The following is a 22,527-nucleotide window of genomic DNA, read 5'->3' as shown; positions in this document are numbered from 1 at the left end:
TTTAAAGAGAGATATAGTTAACTAAGCTTCAGAGTAATAAGAGCTAGAATATGTAGAATTTTGCTGCATAGTTTCTAGTAGTGACTCCAATATATCATCGATAGTTGTTGATGATTGAGTACTTTGAGTAGCTGTGCTATTACTAGTTGGAGCAGGTGGTTTTATAGCTTCTTTAATAGTATCTGCTTGGGCCTTGAAAGCATCTTTAACTGCATCAGCTTGATTTTGTGTTATTACTCCACTTGTTACAAGAGAGCTTATGGGATTAGTTTGAGTTTTGCTGTAACTTCCAGATATAGAAGATTGCATTGAGGTTCTAAAAGCATCCTGAACAGCTGTTAATTGATCTTCAGATATTGTTCCATTAGTAACTAGACTAGATAGTGGATTAGAAAACTGAACATTTTGAGCAGCTTGTATAGAGCTTATTGAACTTTGATAATCATCTAAATAACTATTAGAATCTCTATTAGTTGTTTTTGAGGTTGATTGAGTAGTGTTTGCTACCTGTTTTATACTTTGAAGATACCAGTTATTAAGATTAGAAATACTACTGATTGATGACATATAACCATCTCCTTTTTATATTGTAAATTAGTAATTTAAATATTACTAAATCAAGTATAGATAAACTTTATAGTTCAAAAATCAAGAACTTATGTGAGTTTCATGTGAACTTTGTGTGATTACTAAATCATAAATATATAGGAGAAGCAATAAAATATACAATGCTATAGAATAGTTGCGAAATAATAAGCAAATTTAAGCTAGAGGTAACTATACCTCCCTAGGGCATAATAATTAAGAATATCTATTGATAATAATTATTGATTAAAAAGAATTATCATTTATAATAGAATTAAGAACTGAATTTTATTAAGTTTTTAAGATAGATTGACACCTAATTATCAAGGAGGTAACTAGAAGTGAATTATAATGTTTTAATTGGCGGCGCTGCTGGCCAAGGTATGGATACTATTAGTAATTTTTTAGAGAAAATACTAAAGAAAAAAGGTTTTTATGTTTTTACAAACAAAGATTATATGTCAAGAGTAAGGGGAGGTCATAACTTCCTTCAAGTGAGATTTTCAGATGAACCTATATATACTCATTCTCCTAATGTTGATGTTATTTTTGCATTAGATCAAAACACACTAGATCTTCATATGGAAAGATTAAGTGAACATGGAGTTGCTATAGGAGATGATGCATTAGTTTCAGAAGATAGCAGATTTAAGAAACTTCCACTAAAAAAGACTGCATTGGAATTAAAGCTTTCTAAAGCATTAGGAATGGTGGGATTAGGAGCTGTTATTAAGTTTTTCGGAATTTCTTTAGAGGGTGTAGAAGAAATATTTCCAAAGAAATTCGCACCTCAAATAAGAGAGACAAATATACAAGCTTTAAATAGAGGATATGATTTAATAGATACAAAATTTCAATTAAAGGGTGGAAACTTAGAAGATCATCTTTTACTTGATGGAAATACAGCTATTGCTTTAGGGGCACTGGCAGCAGGGGTTAACTTTTATTGTGGGTATCCTATGACTCCAGCAACTTCTGTAATGACTTATCTTTCTAAAAAGCAAGTTGAAGCAGGAATAGTAGTAGAACAGGTTGAAGATGAAGTTGCAGCTTTAAATATGGCAATAGGTGCATCTTATGCAGGAGCTAAAGCTATGACTGGTTCTTCAGGTGGAGGAGTATCTTTAATGGTTGAAGCTTTTGGACTTGCAGGTATTATGGAAACACCAGTAGTTGTTGTGGATTCTCAAAGACCAGGACCAGCTACAGGATTACCTACAAGAACAGAGCAAAGTGATTTAAGTTTCTTATTAACAGCATCCCATGGTGAATTCCCAAGAGCTGTATTATCAGTAAGAAATGCTGAAGATGCTTTCTATCAATCTTTTAGAGCTTTAAATCTAGCAACTAAGTACCAAACACTTGTTATCTTGTTAACTGATCAATACTTAGCGGATAGTAAGGTTACAGTAGCACCATATAAGTTAGATGATTTAACTATTGAAAAAGGTAAGTGGGTAGATGGACCTTTTAAAGAAGGTGAAGAATATAAGAGATATGAACTTACAGAGGATGGAATATCTCCAATGTTAGTTCCAGGTAAAGTTCCAGGTCAAACTGTGTTAGTTGATTCAGATGAACATACTGATGAAGGTCATATAACTGAGTCAGGAGAAGTTAGAAATTCTATGATGGAAAAAAGAATGAAAAAGCAAGTTCTTATGGAAGCTGATATAGAAGAACCAGTTTATTTTGGAGTAGAAGAACCTGATACAGTATTAGTTGGATGGGGTTCTACTTATGGAGCGTTAAAGGAAGCTACAGATTTATTAAATAAAGAAGGACTTAAGGTTGCAGCATTAAGTTTTGGAGATATATTCCCATTACCTAAAAAGACTTTAGATAAGTTAAAAGGTAAAGTTAAGTTTATAAATGTTGAACAAAACTATAATGGTCAACTAGGTAAGTTTATAGCTAGCGAAACTGGAATTTTAATGGACGGAAGCATATTAAAATATGATGGACGCCAAATAAACGGAGTTGAGCTTTATGAAAGAGTAAAGAGTGAGGTGAACAAGTAATGCTTGATTTAAAAATATATGATTCAAAAGATGAAATTGCATGGTGTCCAGGTTGTGGTCACTTCTCAATATTAGATGGTATTAAACAAACCTTAGCTGAACTTGAGATTGAACCTCATGAGGCTGTTATAGTTTCAGGTATAGGCCAAGCTGCTAAAATGCCGCACTATTTAAAAATAAATGGTTTTAATGGGCTTCATGGTAGAGCACTTCCTCCAGCTCAAGGAATTAAAATAGTAAATAAGGATCTTAAAGTAATTGTAGTAGGTGGAGATGGAGATGCTTATGGCGAGGGTGGTAATCACTTCCTTCATGCTATAAGAAGAAATGTAGATATAACTCAAATAGTAGGAGATAACCAAATCTATGGTTTAACTAAAGGACAAGGTTCACCAACTACATTTTTAGGACAGGTAACTTCAATGCAGTTTGAAGGAGTTATGCAAAATCCTTTAAATCCTTTAGCAATAGCAATATCAGCTGGAGCAACATTTGTTGGTAGAGCTTTCTCAGGAGATAAGGAAACTATGGTTAAGGTATTAAAAGAAGCAGTAAATCATAAAGGTTATGCATTAGTAGATATAGTTGAACCATGTGTAAGCTTTAATAAGGTTAACACTTTCAAGTGGTATAAAGATAGGGTATATAGATTACCAGAGGAATATGATCCAACAGATAGAGCAAAAGCTATGGAAAAAGCTTTAGAATTTGGAGATAAGATTCCTACAGGAATTATCTATAAAGAAGAAGGAAAATCTGTGTTTGAGGACTTGCATCCAATTGTTAGGGATAACCCACCAGTAGTGGACAGGGAATGGAATGTTAAAAACGTAGAAAAGTTCCTTAATGAGTTTAGGTAATAGGAAATATATAAGATGCTGCAAATTTAATGTAGCATCTTTTTTATTTTTGTAGTTACATAATTGATATTTGTGATATAATATATAAAAATTTGTTAGGAGGAGATTATGGAAGCATTATTCGTTAATTATCCTAAATGCACTACTTGCATAAAGGCTAAAAAATTTCTAAAAGAAAATAATATAGACTTTATAGATAGACACATTGTTGAAAATAATCCTACTAAAGATGAATTAAAAAAATGGTTAGACAAAAGTGGGCTAACAATAAATAAATTATTTAATACAAGTGGGAAATTATATAAAGAAATGAATTTAAAAGACAGAGTAAAAAGTGATTCAGAGGAGTCTTTATTAGAATTACTTGCTACTAATGGAATGCTTGTAAAAAGACCTATATTAGTAACAAAAGATAAGGTTTTAGTAGGTTTTAAAGAGTGGGAAAAAGAATTATTATAATTAGAAGTCGTAAGTAGGGGGCTATAAATTGACCAGAATGTTAGAAGCTAAGGAGTATCTTAAAAGATTACTTAAGGGAAATGAAAATTTTTATAACAAGGACAACTATGAAGAGGTAGATATATCAAATAATAAAATAGAAAGCTTAAGAGAAAATCAATACCCTTTTGGAGTAGTTGTATCCTGTTCTGATTCTAGAATTACACCAACTATAGTATTTAATCAAGGACTTGGTGACTTGTTTGAAATTAGGATAGCAGGAAATGTTATGAATGAAGATGCTTTAGGATCAATAGAATATGGAGTTGAAGTTGGTGGAGCATCTATAGTTATGGTTTTGGGGCACGAAAACTGTGGGGCAGTTAAGGGTGCAATAGATCAATTTGAGGAAAAAGCAGAGTTTAATGGAAATATAAAATATGTGTTAAAGAAGATAGAACCATCAGTTAAATATGTGAAAACACATTTTAAAGAGGATATCTATCTAAACACCATAAAAGTAAATATTAAAAATACATTAGATATTATATATGAAAGTCCAATAATAAAGGAATTTATAGAAAAAAAAGAAATAATTCTAGTAAGTGCAATATATAAATCAGATGGAAAAGTGGAAGTATTAGAAGTTATTGAAAATAATATAGATAATCAGCTTATTAATACATTAAAAGCTATATAGACAGGTCATTAAGAGTGTATAAAATGGTTAAACTACTAGTATATAAATAAATTAAATTGGAAGGTGTTTTTATGAGAAAAAGCTACAAAAATCATTACTCTGAAAACAAGTTATTTTTAAAGTTAAAAAAGTATGCTACTAAAGCAGGTGCTAAAGTTGTTTATGCTATTTTAATTTTATTTTATGCTATGAAAAAACCTGAGATATCTATGAAAGAAAAGCTAATAGTAATAGGAGCTTTAGGATATTTTATTGCGCCAATAGATAGTATACCAGATTTTATACCACTTGCAGGATTTACAGATGATTTTGGAGCTTTGATGTTTGCATTAATAAAAATAGCAAGGCACGTTGATGATGAGGTAAAGGAAAAGGCTAAAAATAGATTAGATAGTTGGTTTAAAAATATTAATGAAGATGATTTAATAGTTGTTGAAAGAAGATTATTTACTTAAAAGCGGTTATACCGCTTTTATTTTTGTCATAGCTATACATGCATTAATTAGCGAAGGCAGTACTAGAAAAGTTTAGGTTTTTATTGAGGAGGAGAGTAATGGATTTTATTAAAAGTTTGGATTTAAATACTTTTGATTTTGTTCAGAAGTATATATCAAATAGTTTTTTGGATAGTGTTTTGCCTATCATAACCAATTTAGGTCAAGGGGGTGCTATTTGGATTGTAATTTCATTAGCCCTAATAATAAGTAGAAAATATAGAAAAGCTGGATTACTTACATTAGCCGTACTTCTAATAAACTATTTAATAGGAGATGTAGCATTAAAAAACATAATCGAAAGGGAGAGACCCTTTATAAGTATAGAGGGAATTAAGCTTATAGTTAAGCCACCAAGCTCTTTTTCTTTTCCATCAGGACATACTTCAAGTGCTTTTGCTGCAGCTACTATCTTAAGTTTACACATTAAGAAGTATTCATTCTTATTTATTACCTTAGCATGTATCATAGGTTTTTCTAGAATTTATTTATATGTACATTATTTAAGTGATGTCATAGCTGGAATGTGTTTAGGAATTGTAGTTGCAATGATATGTAATATAATTTGGGAGAATTTTTTAGAAAAAAAGTTTGCAAAAGTGTAGAAAATCGATAAATTCTGATATCAATCTACTTTTTTTATTCATATATTGGATAAGGAAAGGAGATTGATATAGATGGAAAACTATAATCCTATCTTACTTGCTCTTATAGCGACTTTATTCACTTGGGGTATAACTGCTCTTGGAGCAGCAGTAGTTTTTTTCTTTAAAGACATAAATAAAAAAGTTTTAAATGCCATGTTAGGTTTTGCTGCAGGAATTATGATAGCAGCGAGCTTTTGGTCATTATTAAAACCTTCTATAGAGATGGCAGAGGAAATGGGAATTATTCCTTGGATACCTGCTGTTATAGGATTTTTATTAGGTGGATTTTTTCTAAGAGTTGTAGATAAATTTTTACCTCACTTACACCTTGATAAAGGAGAGGGAGAGGAGGAAGGGGTTAAAACCTCCCTTAAAAGAAGTATACTTTTGGTTTTGGCTATAACCCTTCATAATATACCAGAAGGATTAGCAGTTGGAGTTGCATTTGGAGCTTTAGCTGATGGTGGTTCTGGAGCTACTTTAGCATCGGCAATAGCTTTAGCATTAGGGATAGGTCTTCAAAACTTTCCGGAAGGAGCCGCTGTATCCGTTCCATTAAGAAGAGAAGGGTTATCTAGATGGAAAAGTTTTATGTTTGGACAGCTTTCAGGAGTAGTAGAACCAATATCTGGAGTTATAGGAGCAGTCCTTGTACTAACTATGAAAGGAATATTACCCTATGCACTAGCTTTTGCAGCAGGAGCTATGATATTTGTTGTAGTTGAAGAACTAATACCAGAGTCACAAGCAGATTCAGGATCTGATATTGCAACTATGGGAACAATTTTAGGTTTTGCAGTTATGATGCTTCTTGATGTTGCACTAGGTTAACAAAATACGGTGAAATATAGATAACTTTTTTATAACTTAGAATAAATCTCCAGTTATGTAATATAGATATATTAGAAGATATTCATAATTAGGGGGTGAGGAGTAAAGCATGGGAAGTGGTATAATTATAAAATGTAATAAATGTGAGTTTTCAAAGGAATTACTTTTAGGGTATGGCATGTATAAACCTACTTTTGAGAAGACAATGGAAACTATAGATGAAAGAAATATTAATGTTGTAGAAAGGTTACTAGAAAATTACTGTGTAGAAGATTTTCATGTAACTAGACAAATATACTATTGTGAAGAATGCTCTGAAATTGTAGATAAGAGTGCTTTAAAAATTGATTTTCAAGATGGAGTAAAGTTTGAAGAGCAAATGTACTGTAACAAGTGTAATAATAAAATGGCGAAAATTAATAATTTAAAAGAAATTGATAATATACACTGCCCTAATTGCAGAGAAGCCGCTTTAACCTATATAGAAAACTATATATCTTGGGATTAATTTTAGATATATTTGGAGAAAATAAAAGTATGGATAATATTAATAATTCTGATGAAAAAGTCTTTGAGGTACGTTTAAAAAGATATTGTGAAGACGTTGATACTCTTATAGGAGAAAGTCTAAAAATGCTAAAAAATATGGGAAGGGAAGTTAAGTTTCTAGGTTTTGATAAATATAACTCTCTTATTTCATTGATAGATGGAGAAAAATATAGATGCGTTAGAGGGACACAGAAATCAGGTTGTGTAAGGTTTTTCAAAACAAACTGTGAAATTTTAGACTTAAAAAACAGAGATAGAGTTTTGAATATCAGGAAGCTTATAAATTAAGATGAGAAAAGATGTAATCATAATAATATGGTTACATTTTTTTGCATAAGAATAATTGGAGGAATATAATTAGGTTATTAATATAATTTTTACATTAGGAAAAAAGAAGATAATGAAATAGATGCACATAGTTTTTAATAAATAGCAGCTGAACTAATTAATTAGGGAGGCTGTTTTAATTTTATATATAAATAGATAATTTATTATAAATTTATCAAAAAAAGCAATTTAAGCTAAACAATTGATAATAATTCTCAATTAGTATTCACAAAAATAGGATTAGGGAGTATTATAATATTAAGTTAGGCATACCTAAAAATATTTTAAGGGAACTGGGGAGGAGAAAAATGACTGATAATAAAGAGGATTATTTAAAGATAATCTATGAGTTAGGCGGATATCAAAAGCAAATTAACAATAGAGAAATATCTTCTGCATTAGGAGTTTCAGCTCCTTCTGTAAGTGAGATGATAAAAAAACTTTTAGAAGAAGAGTATTTAGAGTATACACCTTATAAAGGAATAAAGCTTACTGAACAAGGGAAAAAGGAAGCTATAAAAGTCTTAAGAAGACATCAATTATGGGAAGTGTTTTTAGTTGAACATTTAAAATATTCATGGGATGAAGTACATGAAGAGGCTGAAAAATTAGAACATGTTACAAGTATAAAACTTGAAGAGCACTTAGATAAATATTTAAATTATCCAAAGACATGTCCCCATGGTAATCCAATAATAAGAAATGGTGAAAATAGTTTTAATTACAGAAATATGAAATCATTGTTAGTTGGAGAAACCTCAAGAATTAGAAGAGTTACGGATGAAAAAGAACTTTTGAAATATATGGTTCATTTAGATTTAAAAATAGGAGATGAATTTACAGTGGTTAGCTTTGCTCCTTATAATGGGCCAATTACTCTAGAAGTTGATGGTAAAAGTATAATTATAGGCAGGGAGGCTGCAGAAAAAATTTATGTTGATTAGAAAAGGAGGTTATATTAGTGAAAAAGATTTTAAGTAGATTAAGTATATTATTAATAACAGCTGTTTTTGCAGTTGGGTGTCAAAATGCTAATAAAGAGAAGAAAGTAGCTAATGCAGGAGATAAACCAAGGATAATAGCCACTACTACAATGTTAGCAGATTTAACTAAGACAATTGGTGGAGAATATGTTGAGGTTCAAGGTTTAATGGGCGCAGGAGTAGACCCACATTTATATAAAGCTAGTGCAGGAGATGTAAAACTTATGCAAAATTCAAATATGGTGGTTTATTCAGGACTTCACTTAGAAGGAAAAATGGAAGAAATATTTGAGAATCTAATTAATAGTAAAAAAATAGTAGTACGCGCTACAAGTAAGATAAATGAACAAGATTTAATAAAACCTCAAAATGGCTCTACCTACGATCCACATGTATGGTTTGATGTTAAGTTATGGAAGAGTGCCGCAGAGGAAGTTACCGAAGGGTTAAAGGAATTAGATGGTGAGCATTCTAAAGAATTTGAAAAGAATTTAGAAGGTTATTTAAAAGAACTAGACGAGCTTAATGATTATATTCTTAAGAGAGTAGAGGAACTTCCAAAGGAAAGCAGAGTTCTTGTAACAGCCCATGATGCATTTAATTATTTTGGTAAGGCTTACGGGTTTGAGGTTAAAGGGCTTCAAGGAATAAGTACAGCATCAGAGGCTGGAACTGCAGATGTTAGAAAATTAGCTGATTTTATTGTGCAGCGTAGGATTAAAGCAATATTTATTGAGTCATCAGTACCTAAAAAGAATATTGAAGCACTTCAAGAAGCAGTTAAAGCTAAAGGCTTTGAAGTGAAAATAGGTGGAGAACTATACTCAGACTCTTTAGGGGATGAGGAGCGTAAGACTGAAACTTATATAAAGACTGTTAAAAGTAATATTGATACTATCGTAAATGCATTAAAATAAGGGACAGATGATTTGAAAAATGGAAAAGGAGGGAGTAATAATGGAAGAAAAAAATAAATTTTCAATAGAAGTTAGAAGAATGACCGTGGCTTATAATACTAAACCAGTTTTGTGGAATGTAGATTTAAATGTTCCAAAGGGAGCTTTAATGGCGATAGTAGGACCTAATGGTGCAGGAAAATCAACTTTAATAAAAGCAATGTTGAATTTAATAAAACCTATAACAGGAACTACTTTATTTAATGGAGAAGATTATAAAAAGCAAAGGTTAAATATAGGTTATGTACCACAGAGCGGCAGTGTGGATTGGGATTTTCCAACTAACGTACTAGATGTAGTGCTAATGGGCAGATATGGAAAATTAGGATGGTTAAAAAGGCCTGCTTTAGAAGATAGAAGAAAAGCTATGGAGGCATTAGAGAAAGTAGGAATGAAGGATTTTTATAAGAGACAAATAAGCCAATTATCAGGAGGGCAGCAGCAGAGAGTATTCCTTGCAAGAGCATTAGTTCAAGAAGCCGATATATATTTTATGGATGAGCCGTTTCAAGGAATAGATGCTAAAACAGAAAAAGCAATAATAACTCTTTTAAAAGAAATGAAAAATCAAGGGAAAACTGTAGTAGTAGTTCATCACGATCTACAAACAGTTGAAGAATATTTTGATTGGGTAACCTTATTGAACACTGAAATTATTGCTAATGGACCAGTTAATGAAGTGTTTAATGATAAAAATATAAATAAAACTTATAAGAGCCATGCTGATAGGTTAACTAGGCAGGTGATGTAAAATGAAGGTTATTGAACTTATTGCAAAAGATTACACTTTGCAGCTAGTTTCATTAGGTTCAATGCTGCTAGGAATAATAAGCGGAGTACTTGGAAGTTTTGCAGTTATAAAGAAGCAAAGTCTTTTGGGAGATGCGGTATCTCATGCTGCTCTTCCAGGAATATGTTTAGCTTTCATTATAATTGGAACTAAAAAAACAGAGGTATTGCTTTTAGGGGCGCTTATCTCAGGACTTTTGGCTACCTTTATTATTACTTCTATAGTAAAGTATTCTAAAATCAAATTTGATAGTGCATTAGCTTTAGTATTATCTGTTTTCTTTGGGGGAGGTTTAGTCTTAATGACTTATATTCAAAAACTTCCAAATGCAAATCAAGCAGGATTAGATAAGTTTATCTATGGGCAAGCATCTACTTTATTAGAAAGAGATGTAAGAATAATGTTTATACTGGGAGTTGTGCTTATACCAGTGGTTATACTATTTTGGAAGGAATTTAAGATAGCAACTTTTGATGAAGCCTTTGCTGAAAGTGTGGGATTTTCAACAGGAAGAATAAATATGCTTATCTTATTTATGATTGTTATAGCTATTATAATAGGACTTCAGACTGTAGGGGTTATATTAATGAGTGCAATGCTTATAGCGCCAGCAGTTGCAGCTAGACAATGGACAGATAGATTATCAATAATGGTATTACTATCAGCTTTATTTGGAGCAATTTCTGGAGTAACAGGAACTATAGTAAGCTCTCTAGTTTCAAATTTACCTACAGGACCTACAATTGTCTTAATCATAAGCGGAATTGTATTATTAAGCTTAATATTTGCTCCTAATAGAGGGTTATTTAGAAGAATTCTTAAAAATAGTAAAGGGTATAGATTAATATATGAAGATATAGTATTGGTAAATATCTATGATTTGCATTTTAAAAGAGGAGAAGATAGTAATAATATTGACTTTGAAAATATAAAGGCTAGTCTAAATATGAAAGAAAAAAGTAATAGAAAATTAGAGAAATTACTAGCTTCTTTAAATTATAGAGGTTTAGTAAATAAGGAATATAATATGTGGTCTATAAATGATAAAGGAATTAGTTATATAAAAAATAATATAAAAGGAGGGGGAGAATAATGTCAGCTGAATTAGAAATTCAAGTTATAGCAGTAATAGTAGCTGTAGCATGTTCATTGCCTGGAGTATTTTTGGTACTTAGGAAAATGTCTATGATGTCCGATTCTATAACTCATACAATATTATTAGGAATAGTTATTGCATTTTTTATAACAAAAGATTTAAATTCTCCTTTATTAATAGTAGGAGCTGCTTTAGTGGGGGTATTGACAGTCTTTTTAACAGAGCTTCTTAATAATACAAAGCTATTGTCAAAGGATTCTTCAATAGGAATTGTATTTCCGCTCTTATTTAGTATAGCTATAATAATTATATCTAAATATGCTGGTTCTGTTCATTTAGATACAGATTCTGTGCTTTTGGGAGAATTAGCTTTTGCACCATTTAATAGACTTATAGTTTTTGGAGTGGATATAGGAGCTAAATCTATATATACTATGGGAGCAATTTTAATTGTAAATCTTTTATTTGTGATAATCTTTTTTAAAGAACTTAAAATAGTTACCTTTGATCCAGCTTTAGCGGCAGTATTAGGCTTTATGCCAAGCTTAGTACATTATGGATTAATGACCTTAGTTTCTATAACGGCGGTAGGAGCTTTTGAATCTGTAGGATCTATTTTGGTAGTTGCATTTATGATAGGACCTCCTGTAACAGCTTATTTATTAACAGAAGATTTAAAGAAAATGATTATTATAGATATTATAATTAGTACTATAAATGGGATATTAGGATATAAATTTGCAGAAACTTTAGATGTATCTATAGCGGGATCTATGGCACTTATGACTGGATTAGTATTTTTCTTAGTATTTATATTTACACCAAAAAATGGACTGATGAGTAAGTGCTTAATGAAGAGTAAAAAGGAAGTATTAAAAAAGGCATAGAAATATAAATGAGAATAAATCTAAAAACTTGTTGTTTTTAGATTTATTCTCATTTTTCTTATAGCTAGAATTACTACAATTCATATAGTATAATAAGAAATAAAATGTATAAAAAAGTACAAAAAGCTAGAAAATTAAGGAGGCAACTAATGAGGGGGCATTTATTTAAAGATACATTATTAATAAAGGAACTTGAAAAGAAAATACTGGTTCTTGATGGGGCAATGGGAACTTGTATTCAAGCATATAAACTTAAAGAAGATGATTTTAGAGGAGAATTATTAAAGGATTTTAATAAAGATCAAAAAGGCAATAATGATTTATTAAGTTTAACAAAGCCAGAGGTTATTAAAGAAATACAAAAAGCGTATTTAGAGGCAGGAGCCCATATAATAGAAACTAATACTTTTAACAGTAACGTGATATCACAAGAAGATTATGGATTAACAGATTTAGTTTATGATTTGAATTTTCAAGGAGCAAAAATAGCTAAAGAAGTAGCTAATGAGTTTTCGACTCCAGAAAATCCAAGGTTTGTTGCAGGTTCTATAGGGCCTACAAATAAAACTTTATCTATGTCTCCAGAGGTTGAAAACCCAGCATATAGAAGCGTGAGTTTTAAAGACGTTTTAAATTCTTATAAAGTTCAGATAAGAGGACTAATAGATGGTGGAGTAGATGTACTTTTAATTGAGACTATATTTGATTCCTTAAATGCTAGAGCTGCAATAATAGCAGCTGAAGAGGTTTATGAAGAAAAAGGAAAGATTCTTCCTATAATGATTTCTGGAACAATAAATGATAAAGGTGGAAGAATTCTATCAGGTCAGACCTTAGAAGCTTTTGCAGTATCTATGAAAAGCGATTATGTAATATCTATAGGTTTAAACTGTTCCTTTGGAGTTAAGGAATTAGTTCCATTTGTAAAAGAACTATCTAAAAAGCAGGACTTATATATATCAGTATATCCTAATGCAGGGTTACCAAACTTATTAGGAGAATATGATGAGATACCAGAAATAACTGTTAAGAATTTAAAGGAACTTTTAGATGAAAATCATTTAAATATTGTAGGTGGTTGCTGTGGAACAACTCCTGCACACATTAAAGCTATATATGAACTTACACAAGAGTATTCCCCAAGAGTTATACCAGAAGTAGAAAGAGTAAGTTCTTATGCAGGATTAGAGCTACTAGAAGTTAAAGAGGAAAATAACTTTATAAATATAGGTGAAAGATTAAATGTTGCAGGGTCAGCTAAGTTTGCAAGACTTATAAGAGAGAAAAAGTATGAAGAAGCTTTAGCAATAGCAAGGGAACAAGTTGAAAATGGAGCGCAGGTTTTAGATGTAAACTTTGATGATGGACTTTTAGAAGGAAAAGAAGAGATGGATTACTTCTTAAAGCTTTTAGCATCTGAACCTGAAGTTGCAAGAAAACCTATTATGATAGATTCATCAAGATGGGAAGTGATTTTAGCTGGACTTCAAGCAATAGGAGGAAAACCTATAGTTAACTCTATATCTCTAAAAGAAGGGGAAGAAGAATTCTTAAAGAAAGCTAAAGTCATTAAAAGTTTTGGGGCTGCAACAGTTGTAATGGCATTTGATGAAAAGGGTCAGGCTGATAATTATGAAAGAAGACTAGAGATATGTAAAAGGGCCTATGATTTATTAGTTAATAAGATTAACTTTCCACCAGAAGATATAATATTTGACCCTAATATACTAGCGATAGCTACTGGAATGGATGAACATGATAATTATGGAGTAGATTTTATTAAAGCAACTAAATGGATAAAGGAAAACCTACCTTATGCAAAGATATCAGGAGGAGTTTCCAATCTTAGTTTTTCATTTAGAGGAAATAATGTTATAAGAGAAGCTATGCATTCAGTATTTTTATATCATGCGATTAAAGCCGGAATGGATATGGGAATTGTTAATCCAGGAATGATAAGGATTTATGATGATATTCCGGAGGAACTTCTAGAACTAGTTGAAAATGTAGTATTAAATAAGAAGCCGGGAGCTAGAGAAGAACTTCTTGAACTTGCTGAAAAGTATAGAGAGCAAGGTGGAAAGCAAGAAGAAAAAGTAGAACTTTGGAGAAGTGAAAATATAGAGAAAAGACTTAGTCATGCAATAGTTAAGGGAATAAGCGATTATCTTCAAGAGGATTTAGAGGAAGCTAGAAAACAATATGATAAGGCTTTAATTATAATTGAAGGACCCTTAATGGATGGTATGAAAATCGTTGGAGACTTATTTGGTGAAGGAAAGATGTTCCTTCCTCAAGTTGTTAAGTCTGCAAGGGTTATGAAAAAGGCAGTAGAGATATTGATGCCATATATAAAAGCTGAAAATTCAAAAGGTGGCTCTAAAGCAGGTAAGATACTTTTAGCAACAGTAAAAGGTGACGTTCACGATATAGGTAAAAATATAGTTGGAGTTGTATTAGCCTGCAATAACTTTGAAGTTATAGATTTAGGGGTTATGGTTCCTTGTGAGGAAATATTAAAAAGAGCAAAAGAGGAAAATGTAGATGCTATAGGTTTAAGTGGACTTATTACACCATCTTTAGATGAGATGGCACATGTAGCTTCAGAAATGGAAAAGCAAGGGTTTGATGTTCCATTATTAATAGGTGGCGCAACTACTTCTAAAACTCATACAGCTCTAAAGATAGCACCTAATTACTCTAATGGAGTAATTTATGGAGGAGATGCTTCAAAGACTGTAGAGATTCTTAAGGAGCTAATGAAAGATAAAAAAGGATATTTAGAAAAGGTAAAAGAAGAGTATGAAAAAGCAAGAGAAAATTATAAAGCTATTTCTATAAAAAATGTTTCTATAGAAGAGGCTAAAGAGAAAGCTTTAAAACTTGATTGGAATACTGAAGTAATAGATAAACCTGAGTTTATAGGAATAAAAGAAATCAAGTATTCAGTTAGAGAACTTAGAGAATATATAGATTGGACTTTCTTCTTTATAGCTTGGGAAATGAAAAAAACTTATCCAGAAATTTTAGAAGATGAGAAGTATGCACAAGAAGCTAAAAAGCTATTTAAGGAAGCAAATGAAATGTTAGATGAATTAGAGAAAAATAACAAAGTGTGCCCAAAGGGTGTATTTGGTATTTTTCCATGTAATTCTACAGGAGAAGATATTGTTATTCACGATGAGAAGGGTGGAGTTTTAGAAACTTTCAATTTCTTGCGTCAACAAAGAGAGAAATCAGAAGGGTCCTATTTATCCTTAGCTGACTTTATAGCACCGTTAGATAGCAATAGAGTTGATTATATAGGCGGATTCTTGGTAACAGCAGGTACTGAAGTAAATGAGTACGAAAGAGAACTAAAAAATAGCGGAGAAGACTATAAAGCTATTATGCTTAAACTTTTATGTGATAGATTAGCTGAAGCTTCAGCTGAGAAATTACATGAGGAAATAAGAAAAGTATATTGGGGTTACTCAAAAGAAGAAAATATAACTAAAAAGGAACTATTCCAAAGTAAATATAGAGGAATAAGACCAGCCTTTGGTTATCCATCTTTAAAAGATCCTAAACAAATGGAGAAACTATTTAAATTATTAAATGGAACTGAAGTAACTTCTGTAACTTTAACTGAAAGCTATATGATGAACCCAGTATCATCTGTATGTGGATTATACTTTGGGGCTCCAAAATCAAGATATTTTGATCTTCTTAAACTTTCGAAGGATCAAATAGAGGATTATAGAAGAAGAACAGGTGAAAAGATTGAAGTAGTTGAGAAGAGACTTAATAACTACTTATTATAATAAGATATAGAAGGAATTTTAGGAGGAAGAGTATTCATGAGAAAAATTGTGATATTAGATGGAATAAGTATGGGGAATGTAGATTTTAGCTTATTAGATTCATTGGGAGAAGTAACTTATTATGATTTAACAGAAGATAATGAAGTAGCTTCAAGAATTCAGGATGCAAATGTAATTTTAACTAATAAAGTTGAGTTGAATAAAGATAATTTGTCAAACGCAAAAAATCTTGAACTAATCTGCGAAATGGCAACAGGTTTTAATAATATAGATATTGAGTATGCTAAAGAAAAGGGAATAGCAGTAACTAATGTTGCAGGTTATTCTACAAACTCAGTAGCTCAGCATACTTTTGCAACTCTTCTACATTTGTACAATGAAATTGCTTATTATGATGACTATGTGAAAAGTGGAAATTATGCTAAAAGCCCTATTTTCACTCATATAGATAGAGAGTTTAATGATATCTCAGGTAAAACTTGGGGAATAATAGGTCTTGGAGCAATAGGAAGAAAGGTTGCGGCTATTGCTGCTGCCTTTGGTGCAGAAGTTCAATATTACTCCGCATCAGGAAATAACAACAATGCTGACTACACTAAGGTAGAGCTTGATGAACTTCTATCAACTTCAGATATAATATCGATACATGCTCCACTTAATGATAAAACTTTAGGACTTATTAATTATGAAAACTTAAAAAAGATGAAGAAGAGTTCAGTTTTAGTAAATATGGGTAGAGGACCGATAGTAAAAGAAGAGGATTTAGCAAAAGCTTTAGATGAGGGTTTAATAAAAGGTGCAGCTTTAGATGTATTTGTTTCAGAACCAATAGGAAAAGATAGTCCTTTATTACAGATTAAAAACAAGGATAGACTTGTTGCAACTCCTCATATAGCTTGGGCAAGTGTAGAAGCTAGAGAAAAGTTATTTGGGTATTTAATTGAGAATATAGAAGCCTTTTATAAGGGAGAAAAGAAAAATAGAATAGTTTAACAACTTATGGTTGAGAACTGAAAGTTGAGAACTAATAGAGAAATATAAAATGCAACTTTTATGAATTTTAGAAATAGGGACTTGTAATGAGATTTTTATAATCTTTATGGCAAGTCCTTCTTTTTTATTGATATTATCATAGAAAAAAATTACAATAAAAGGGGGACTATATCAAGTTTCACTTGCTTCTAGGGATGGAGGAATGCTATATGGCTAGAGGTAAATTTCAGATATTAATTAATGAAGGAATTAGGCTTAAAAAAGAAAATAAATTTAAAGATGCTATAGATATGTTTACAAAGGCAAAAGAAGAAGCTTTAGAAAAGGATGAAGAACTAACTTGTTTAGTTTCTATGATAGATTGTTCAGTTAACTTAGAAGACTATGAATTAGCTGAAAAATTATGCTTAAAGGTACTTCTTAAGTTTGGTGAAATAGAAGATGCATACCTTAATCTAGCGTATATTAAGGAAAAGCAGAGACAATATATAGATTCATATAGAAATCTACAAAATGCTTATATAATATCCAAAAAAGAAGTTTATAAAGAAAACTTAGATTCTAGGTGTTTAACTTGGGAAAAAGAGCTTTGGATGGAGTACAAGTACAATATAAGTAGTTTAGAATTTAAAAAAGCATCAGAAAACTTAGAGGACTTATTTTGTTTAATTGCTATACAAGGGCAGGGAGAAATAACTAAAGAAGAAGCATATACTAAGTATATATCTTTATTAATTCAAACTAAGGAATATTCTAGAATCTATAATTTGAGAAACAGACTTAGATCATTAAGGATATCGGAAGAAGATATAGAAGAATTAATAGATGAAGAGTACTTTTTTAAAAAAATTAAAGCCTCTCTTAATGATAAAAGCATATATTTTATGTTTATTGACTTTTTATTAATAAAGGAAAAGAAAAGCCTATATTATCTTGAAAAATTAAAATTATCAATGGAATTTTTAGATAAAGAATATTTCAAGTGTTTAGTGGAAAAATACTTACATAGAACAAAAGATGAAAAAATTAAAAATAGAGAAAAAGAATACAAAGTTGAGATGGAAATATACGACTTAGCCTATAATTATTTGTTAAATGATTATGAGGAATTAGCTAAGGCGATACAAGAGGAATTAAGTGAACTAAGAAAAGTTAAATAGTATAAATATAGTAATTATGCTATAATATTCTCAAAACCCAAATAGGTAAGTGGCTATTTTATATAGTCACTTTTATACTCTATCTTAGATATTCAGCGAGAGACTTAATAGTATAGGAAGTGATAATATGAATAATATAACGGTAAATGATGTGTTAGATCAGACACCACCTGGTGCTGCAGTACCTTTAGTGGTTAATTTTAATGGGAAAGATGTACCTTTTATATTTATAAAAGACTACAAAGATCTATTAGACTATATTAGCCAAGAGGTAGATATAAGAATAAAAACTGCCTATATTGAGAATAAAAAAGTTACCATACTTTTGATTTTAATTAAGATAGGGGAGGTTGAAGAAAGTATCTATGATATGTGGTTTGATTATGGAAATAAGGTTCAAAGAGATTTTCTTCAAAAACTTTTACATGAAGAAGAGATAGTTCTTGATGTAAGAGATGAAACTAACGAAAGGTTATGCTGTCTTAGTATTAACAACGAATTAGTTTTGCCTATTGAAGAATATGTTCATAGAGTTAATAAAATAAAATTAGTAAAAGGCGAAACTGATGGGAATGTGATTTTCCTTCAGAATGTTGAAAAATATAATTATTGGAATGAAGATGATGTAGCTGACCTTTTAGAAAATGTATTTATGGATTATGAAGATTTAGAAGAACTTTGGGATAATTTTTAATCAATATATATAGTAAATCATAAATAATAAAAGAAAATATGAGTAAATTAAGATTAGTTTAGTATAAAGTAAGCTGATCTTATTTTTTCGTCTAATTTTGGATTATATATTAACATTTAAAATATGATATAGTATTTATTGGTTAATATATATAAAACATCAAGTTTAGTAAAAGTAAACAAATGAAAAAAGTTTAATAAATTAAACTTTAAATTTAATATTAGTAAACAAAATATATATAAATATATATAAAAGTTTATATAAATAAGATTTAAGGAGGTTTTTATGTTATTCGCTGTGTTACTACAAAAATATTTATGTAACATATAGGACATATTAAATATTAATGGAGGGATTAAAATGAAACTAGAACAATTGGGAAGACACATTTTAGTTGAATATTATAATTGCGATAAGGACTTACTAAAGGATCATAAAATAATCGAAGAATATATGAGAGAGGCAGCTATACGATCAAAGGCTACGATAGTGACTAGTTGTTTTCACAGGTTTAATCCCTGGGGAGTTAGTGGTGCAGTAATAATACAAGAATCTCATTTAACAATTCATACATGGCCAGAATATGGTTATGCGTCTGTAGATTTATATACCTGTGGAGATACAATAAATCCATGGGATGCATTTGATTACTTAGAAGATGTACTAAAAGCAGAAAGAAGTGAATCTACAGAAATTGCTAGAGGAATGGTTGAGAAAATAAGAAATTATTCTAAGGTTCAGGATGAAGTTATAACTTTTAAACCTATGGATGTTAAATAGTTGGAGGAACAAAGATGGAATTGTGGTATACAGAAAATCAAACTGAAAATGTTAAATTTTCAATGAAGGTAAAGGAACATATATTTACAGGACAAAGCGATTTTCAAAAAATCGATATTATAGATACTTATGAGTTTGGAAGAGTTTTAGTTATTGATGGATGGACAATGGTTACTGAAAAGGATGAGTTTATTTATCATGAAATGATAACTCATGTTGCATTAGGAGTTAATCCTAATATAAAGAGAGCTTTAGTAATAGGTGGAGGAGATGGAGGTACTGTTAGAGAACTTACATCTTTTAAAAATATTGAAGAGATTCACATGGTTGAAATAGATCCAGTGGTTGTAGAAGCATCTATAAAATATCTACCTTTTACTTCAAGTAAACTTTCTGATGAAAGAGTTAAGGTCTTTTATCAAGATGGATTAGAGTATGTTAAAGATAAGGAAGATTATTATGATATAATAATTGTAGACTCTACAGATCCAATAGGGCCTGGAGAGGGACTGTTTACAGAGTCATTCTATAAAGACTGTTTCAAAGCTTTAACAAAGGATGGGATTATGGTTAACCAATGTGAAAGTCCATATTATCCTAATAACGCTAGAGAAATGAAGAGATCATATAGTAAGATTAAAAATATCTTCCCTATATGTGAAGTTTATCAATACAACATGCCTACATATGCATCAGGACATTGGTTATTTGGATTTGCATCTAAAAAATATCATCCTATAAAGGACTTTAAAGGGTTTGAATTTAAAGAAAAATTAAACTATACTAAATATTATAATGAGGATATTCATAGAGGTTCATTTGCTCTTCCTAATTACGTTAAAAATAATTTGGAAAAATAGGGTTGACATTTATATGGAATTAGTATAATATTTTACTAAAATATCAAAGGCGATGAATGAGAGTAGTAAGAAGAAGAGTTTTTTAGAGAGCAGTCGGTTGGTGTAAGTCTGCAGATGAATTTTCTGAACTCGCTCAAAGAGCTGTGAATTGAAATTAAGTAGATTCAACCGGTTAATAACCGTTATTTTAATTAAGTTATAAGTTTGGATGGTACCGCGCCCTTGCGCTCCAATATGGAGTGTTAGGGCGCTTTTTATGCTTTAGGAGTTTGTAATAATTTCGTATATATTTATAAAGTTAAAAAGAAGCTGAGAACTCTACCGTCCAATTTCAAATAAAAAAGGGGGCAAAACTATGAAAAGAGAAGGATTTAAAAAGTATAAGCAGTATCAAAATGTAGAATTAAAAGAAAGAAAGTGGCCGAGTAATCTCATAACTAAAGCACCAATATGGTGTAGTGTAGACTTAAGAGATGGTAACCAAGCGCTTAGAAATCCTATGAGCTTAGAGAAAAAGATGGAGTTTTTTAATCTCCTTGTTGAAATGGGGTACAAGGAAATTGAAATAGGTTTTCCAGCAGCTTCGCAAATAGAATTTGATTTTACTAGACATCTTATTGAAAATAATTTAATACCAGAAGATGTTACTATACAAATATTAACTCAGGCAAGAAGAGAACTTATAGAAAAGTCCTTTGAAGCTCTTAAAGGAGCAAAGAAGGCAGTAGTACATTTATATAACTCTACATCAGTTGCACAAAGAAGAGTTGTGTTTAATAAATCTAAACAAGAAGTTATAGATTTAGCAGTAGAAGGTACTAAAATTATAAAGGAATTAACAAGAGAATATCCAGAAACTAAATTTACCTTAGAGTATTCTCCAGAAAGTTTCAGTGGAACAGAATTAGAGTATGCATTAGAGATATGTGATGCAGTGGTTAAGGAGTGGAAACCTACTATAGAAGATAAGGTTATTTTAAATCTTCCGACAACAGTAGAGATGTATACACCTAATATATATGCAGATCAAATAGAGTGGTTCTCAAATAATATAGAAAATAGAGAATGTATCATACTTAGTTCTCATCCTCATAACGATAGAGGAACAGCAATTGCAACTGCAGAACTTGCTATGCTTGCTGGAATAGATCGTATAGAAGGAACTCTATTTGGTAATGGAGAGAGAACTGGGAATGTAGATTTAGTTACTTTAGGATTAAATCTATATACACAAGGGATAGATCCAGAGATAGATTTTGGTAAGATAGATAATGTAGTAGATATATATGAAGATTGTACCGAGATGATTATCCCAGAAAGGCAACCTTATGCTGGGGAACTTGTATACACTGCATATTCAGGTTCTCATCAAGATGCTATTAATAAAGGACTTGTTGATTACAAAGAGGGCGGATACTGGGAGGTTCCATATCTACCTATAGATCCTAAAGATGTTGGCAGAAATTATGAAGCTTTAATTAGAATTAACGCTCAATCAGGAAAAGGTGGAATAGCCTTTATCATGCAAAACTATTATGGATTTACTATACCTAAATTTATGCAAAAGGATTTAAGTTTAGTTATTCAAAACATTGCAGATGAAAGTGCTAAAGAAGTTAACGCTGAAACTATATTAGAAGCCTTTAAAGATAACTATTTAAATATACCGGCTCCACTAGTCTTAGAGAGATTTGAAATCAGTAGTAAAGAGCTTTCAAGTCAAGACATATGTATAAAGGCTGAGATGAAAAATAATGGTGAGAAGGTTAATATAACAGGTTCAGGTAATGGGCCTATAGATGCCTTTGTTCATGCCTTAAATGGACTATTTGGAGGATGTAAGGTAACATCATATACTCAGCACTCTTTAGGAAGTGATTCAAATGCAGAATCAGTTGCATATATTGAAGTAACAGATGATAAAAATGAAAGTTATTATGGAGTAGGAACAGATAGTAATATCATACTAGCTTCCATAAAAGGAATAATAAGTGCAGTAAATAAAAGGATAATAAAGTTAAGTTAAGAATTTGTAACATATTTTTAATAAAAACACCAGAAATTTTCTGGTGT

General features: G+C 30.7%; 20 protein-coding genes, 2 pseudogenes and 1 other annotated feature. Of the genes and pseudogenes, 21 read left to right on the top strand and 1 reads right to left on the bottom strand.

Annotated elements, in window-relative coordinates; translation table 11 throughout:
- Positions 1–21: 21 nt before the first annotated feature.
- A complete protein-coding gene (locus P8F83_RS10370; protein ID WP_326514531.1) occupies positions 22–567 on the bottom strand; it encodes a hypothetical protein in 546 nt (181 codons plus the stop codon).
- A gap of 359 nt (positions 568–926) precedes the next feature.
- Here P8F83_RS10370 and P8F83_RS10365 point away from each other — a divergent pair, with 359 nt between their 5' ends.
- The 21 genes and pseudogenes from P8F83_RS10365 (at position 927) to leuA (ending at position 22,480) form a co-directional block, all read left to right on the top strand.
- Positions 927–2,606: a 2-oxoacid:acceptor oxidoreductase subunit alpha gene (locus P8F83_RS10365; protein ID WP_326514530.1), complete on the top strand. Its 1,680-nt coding sequence runs from the start codon at positions 927–929 to the stop codon at positions 2,604–2,606.
- Positions 2,606–3,466, top strand: a complete 861-nt coding sequence (locus P8F83_RS10360; protein WP_326514529.1) for a 2-oxoacid:ferredoxin oxidoreductase subunit beta — start codon at positions 2,606–2,608, stop codon at positions 3,464–3,466. Before P8F83_RS10365 ends, P8F83_RS10360 begins: the two co-directional genes overlap by 1 nt.
- A gap of 108 nt (positions 3,467–3,574) precedes the next feature.
- A complete protein-coding gene (locus P8F83_RS10355) occupies positions 3,575–3,925 on the top strand; it encodes an arsenate reductase family protein (protein ID WP_326514528.1) in 351 nt (116 codons plus the stop codon).
- A gap of 37 nt (positions 3,926–3,962) precedes the next feature.
- Entirely contained in the window at positions 3,963–4,604 is a 642-nt protein-coding gene (locus P8F83_RS10350) for a carbonic anhydrase (protein WP_315108470.1), read from the top strand.
- Positions 4,605–4,675: 71 nt separating this feature from the next.
- Positions 4,676–5,059 (top strand): YkvA family protein, encoded by a 384-nt coding sequence (locus P8F83_RS10345; RefSeq protein WP_286908643.1) that lies wholly within the window; start codon positions 4,676–4,678, stop codon positions 5,057–5,059.
- A gap of 98 nt (positions 5,060–5,157) precedes the next feature.
- Positions 5,158–5,703 (top strand): phosphatase PAP2 family protein, encoded by a 546-nt coding sequence (locus P8F83_RS10340; protein ID WP_326514527.1) that lies wholly within the window; start codon positions 5,158–5,160, stop codon positions 5,701–5,703.
- Between the two features lie 72 nt (positions 5,704–5,775).
- On the top strand, positions 5,776–6,576 hold the full coding sequence (locus P8F83_RS10335; RefSeq protein ID WP_315108360.1) for a ZIP family metal transporter: 801 nt from the start codon (positions 5,776–5,778) through the stop codon (positions 6,574–6,576).
- A gap of 109 nt (positions 6,577–6,685) precedes the next feature.
- Positions 6,686–7,084, top strand: coding sequence for a hypothetical protein (locus P8F83_RS10330; RefSeq protein ID WP_021801247.1), 399 nt, complete (start codon positions 6,686–6,688; stop codon positions 7,082–7,084).
- Between the two features lie 29 nt (positions 7,085–7,113).
- On the top strand, positions 7,114–7,413 hold the full coding sequence (locus P8F83_RS10325) for a hypothetical protein (protein ID WP_315108358.1): 300 nt from the start codon (positions 7,114–7,116) through the stop codon (positions 7,411–7,413).
- A 347-nt stretch (positions 7,414–7,760) separates the two neighbouring features.
- Complete coding sequence (locus P8F83_RS10320) at positions 7,761–8,396, top strand: metal-dependent transcriptional regulator (protein WP_326514526.1); 636 nt, start codon at positions 7,761–7,763, stop codon at positions 8,394–8,396.
- Between the two features lie 26 nt (positions 8,397–8,422).
- Positions 8,423–9,352 (top strand): metal ABC transporter solute-binding protein, Zn/Mn family, encoded by a 930-nt coding sequence (locus tag P8F83_RS10315; protein WP_420022621.1) that lies wholly within the window; start codon positions 8,423–8,425, stop codon positions 9,350–9,352.
- Between the two features lie 40 nt (positions 9,353–9,392).
- Positions 9,393–10,142, top strand: coding sequence for a metal ABC transporter ATP-binding protein (locus P8F83_RS10310; protein ID WP_326514524.1), 750 nt, complete (start codon positions 9,393–9,395; stop codon positions 10,140–10,142).
- A gap of 1 nt (position 10,143) precedes the next feature.
- Positions 10,144–11,013: pseudogene (locus P8F83_RS10305) on the top strand (metal ABC transporter permease); the annotation flags it as partial.
- Positions 11,014–11,273: 260 nt separating this feature from the next.
- A pseudogene (locus tag P8F83_RS10300) lies at positions 11,274–12,149 on the top strand (metal ABC transporter permease); the annotation flags it as partial.
- A gap of 164 nt (positions 12,150–12,313) precedes the next feature.
- Complete coding sequence (metH, locus tag P8F83_RS10295; protein WP_326514523.1) at positions 12,314–15,967, top strand: methionine synthase; 3,654 nt, start codon at positions 12,314–12,316, stop codon at positions 15,965–15,967.
- Positions 15,968–16,003: 36 nt separating this feature from the next.
- A complete protein-coding gene (locus P8F83_RS10290; protein WP_326514522.1) occupies positions 16,004–16,960 on the top strand; it encodes a D-2-hydroxyacid dehydrogenase in 957 nt (318 codons plus the stop codon).
- Positions 16,961–17,169: 209 nt separating this feature from the next.
- Positions 17,170–18,120 (top strand): hypothetical protein, encoded by a 951-nt coding sequence (locus P8F83_RS10285; RefSeq protein WP_238902389.1) that lies wholly within the window; start codon positions 17,170–17,172, stop codon positions 18,118–18,120.
- Between the two features lie 127 nt (positions 18,121–18,247).
- Complete coding sequence (locus P8F83_RS10280) at positions 18,248–18,814, top strand: hypothetical protein (protein WP_021801252.1); 567 nt, start codon at positions 18,248–18,250, stop codon at positions 18,812–18,814.
- 360 nt (positions 18,815–19,174) lie between these two features.
- On the top strand, positions 19,175–19,594 hold the full coding sequence (gene speD, locus P8F83_RS10275; RefSeq protein WP_021801253.1) for an adenosylmethionine decarboxylase: 420 nt from the start codon (positions 19,175–19,177) through the stop codon (positions 19,592–19,594).
- 14 nt (positions 19,595–19,608) lie between these two features.
- Complete coding sequence (gene speE / locus P8F83_RS10270; protein WP_326514521.1) at positions 19,609–20,454, top strand: polyamine aminopropyltransferase; 846 nt, start codon at positions 19,609–19,611, stop codon at positions 20,452–20,454.
- Between the two features lie 43 nt (positions 20,455–20,497).
- Positions 20,498–20,689: a binding site (T-box leader), on the top strand.
- A 120-nt stretch (positions 20,690–20,809) separates the two neighbouring features.
- On the top strand, positions 20,810–22,480 hold the full coding sequence (leuA, locus tag P8F83_RS10265; RefSeq protein ID WP_326514520.1) for a 2-isopropylmalate synthase: 1,671 nt from the start codon (positions 20,810–20,812) through the stop codon (positions 22,478–22,480).
- Positions 22,481–22,527: the final 47 nt, after the last annotated feature.

Origin of the sequence: Clostridium intestinale, from assembly GCF_035905475.1 — a bacterium.
Classification (GTDB): domain Bacteria; phylum Bacillota; class Clostridia; order Clostridiales; family Clostridiaceae; genus Clostridium_T; species Clostridium_T intestinale.
Note: the sequence above shows the minus strand (reverse complement) of the source record. Positions and strands in the feature narration are given on the sequence as shown.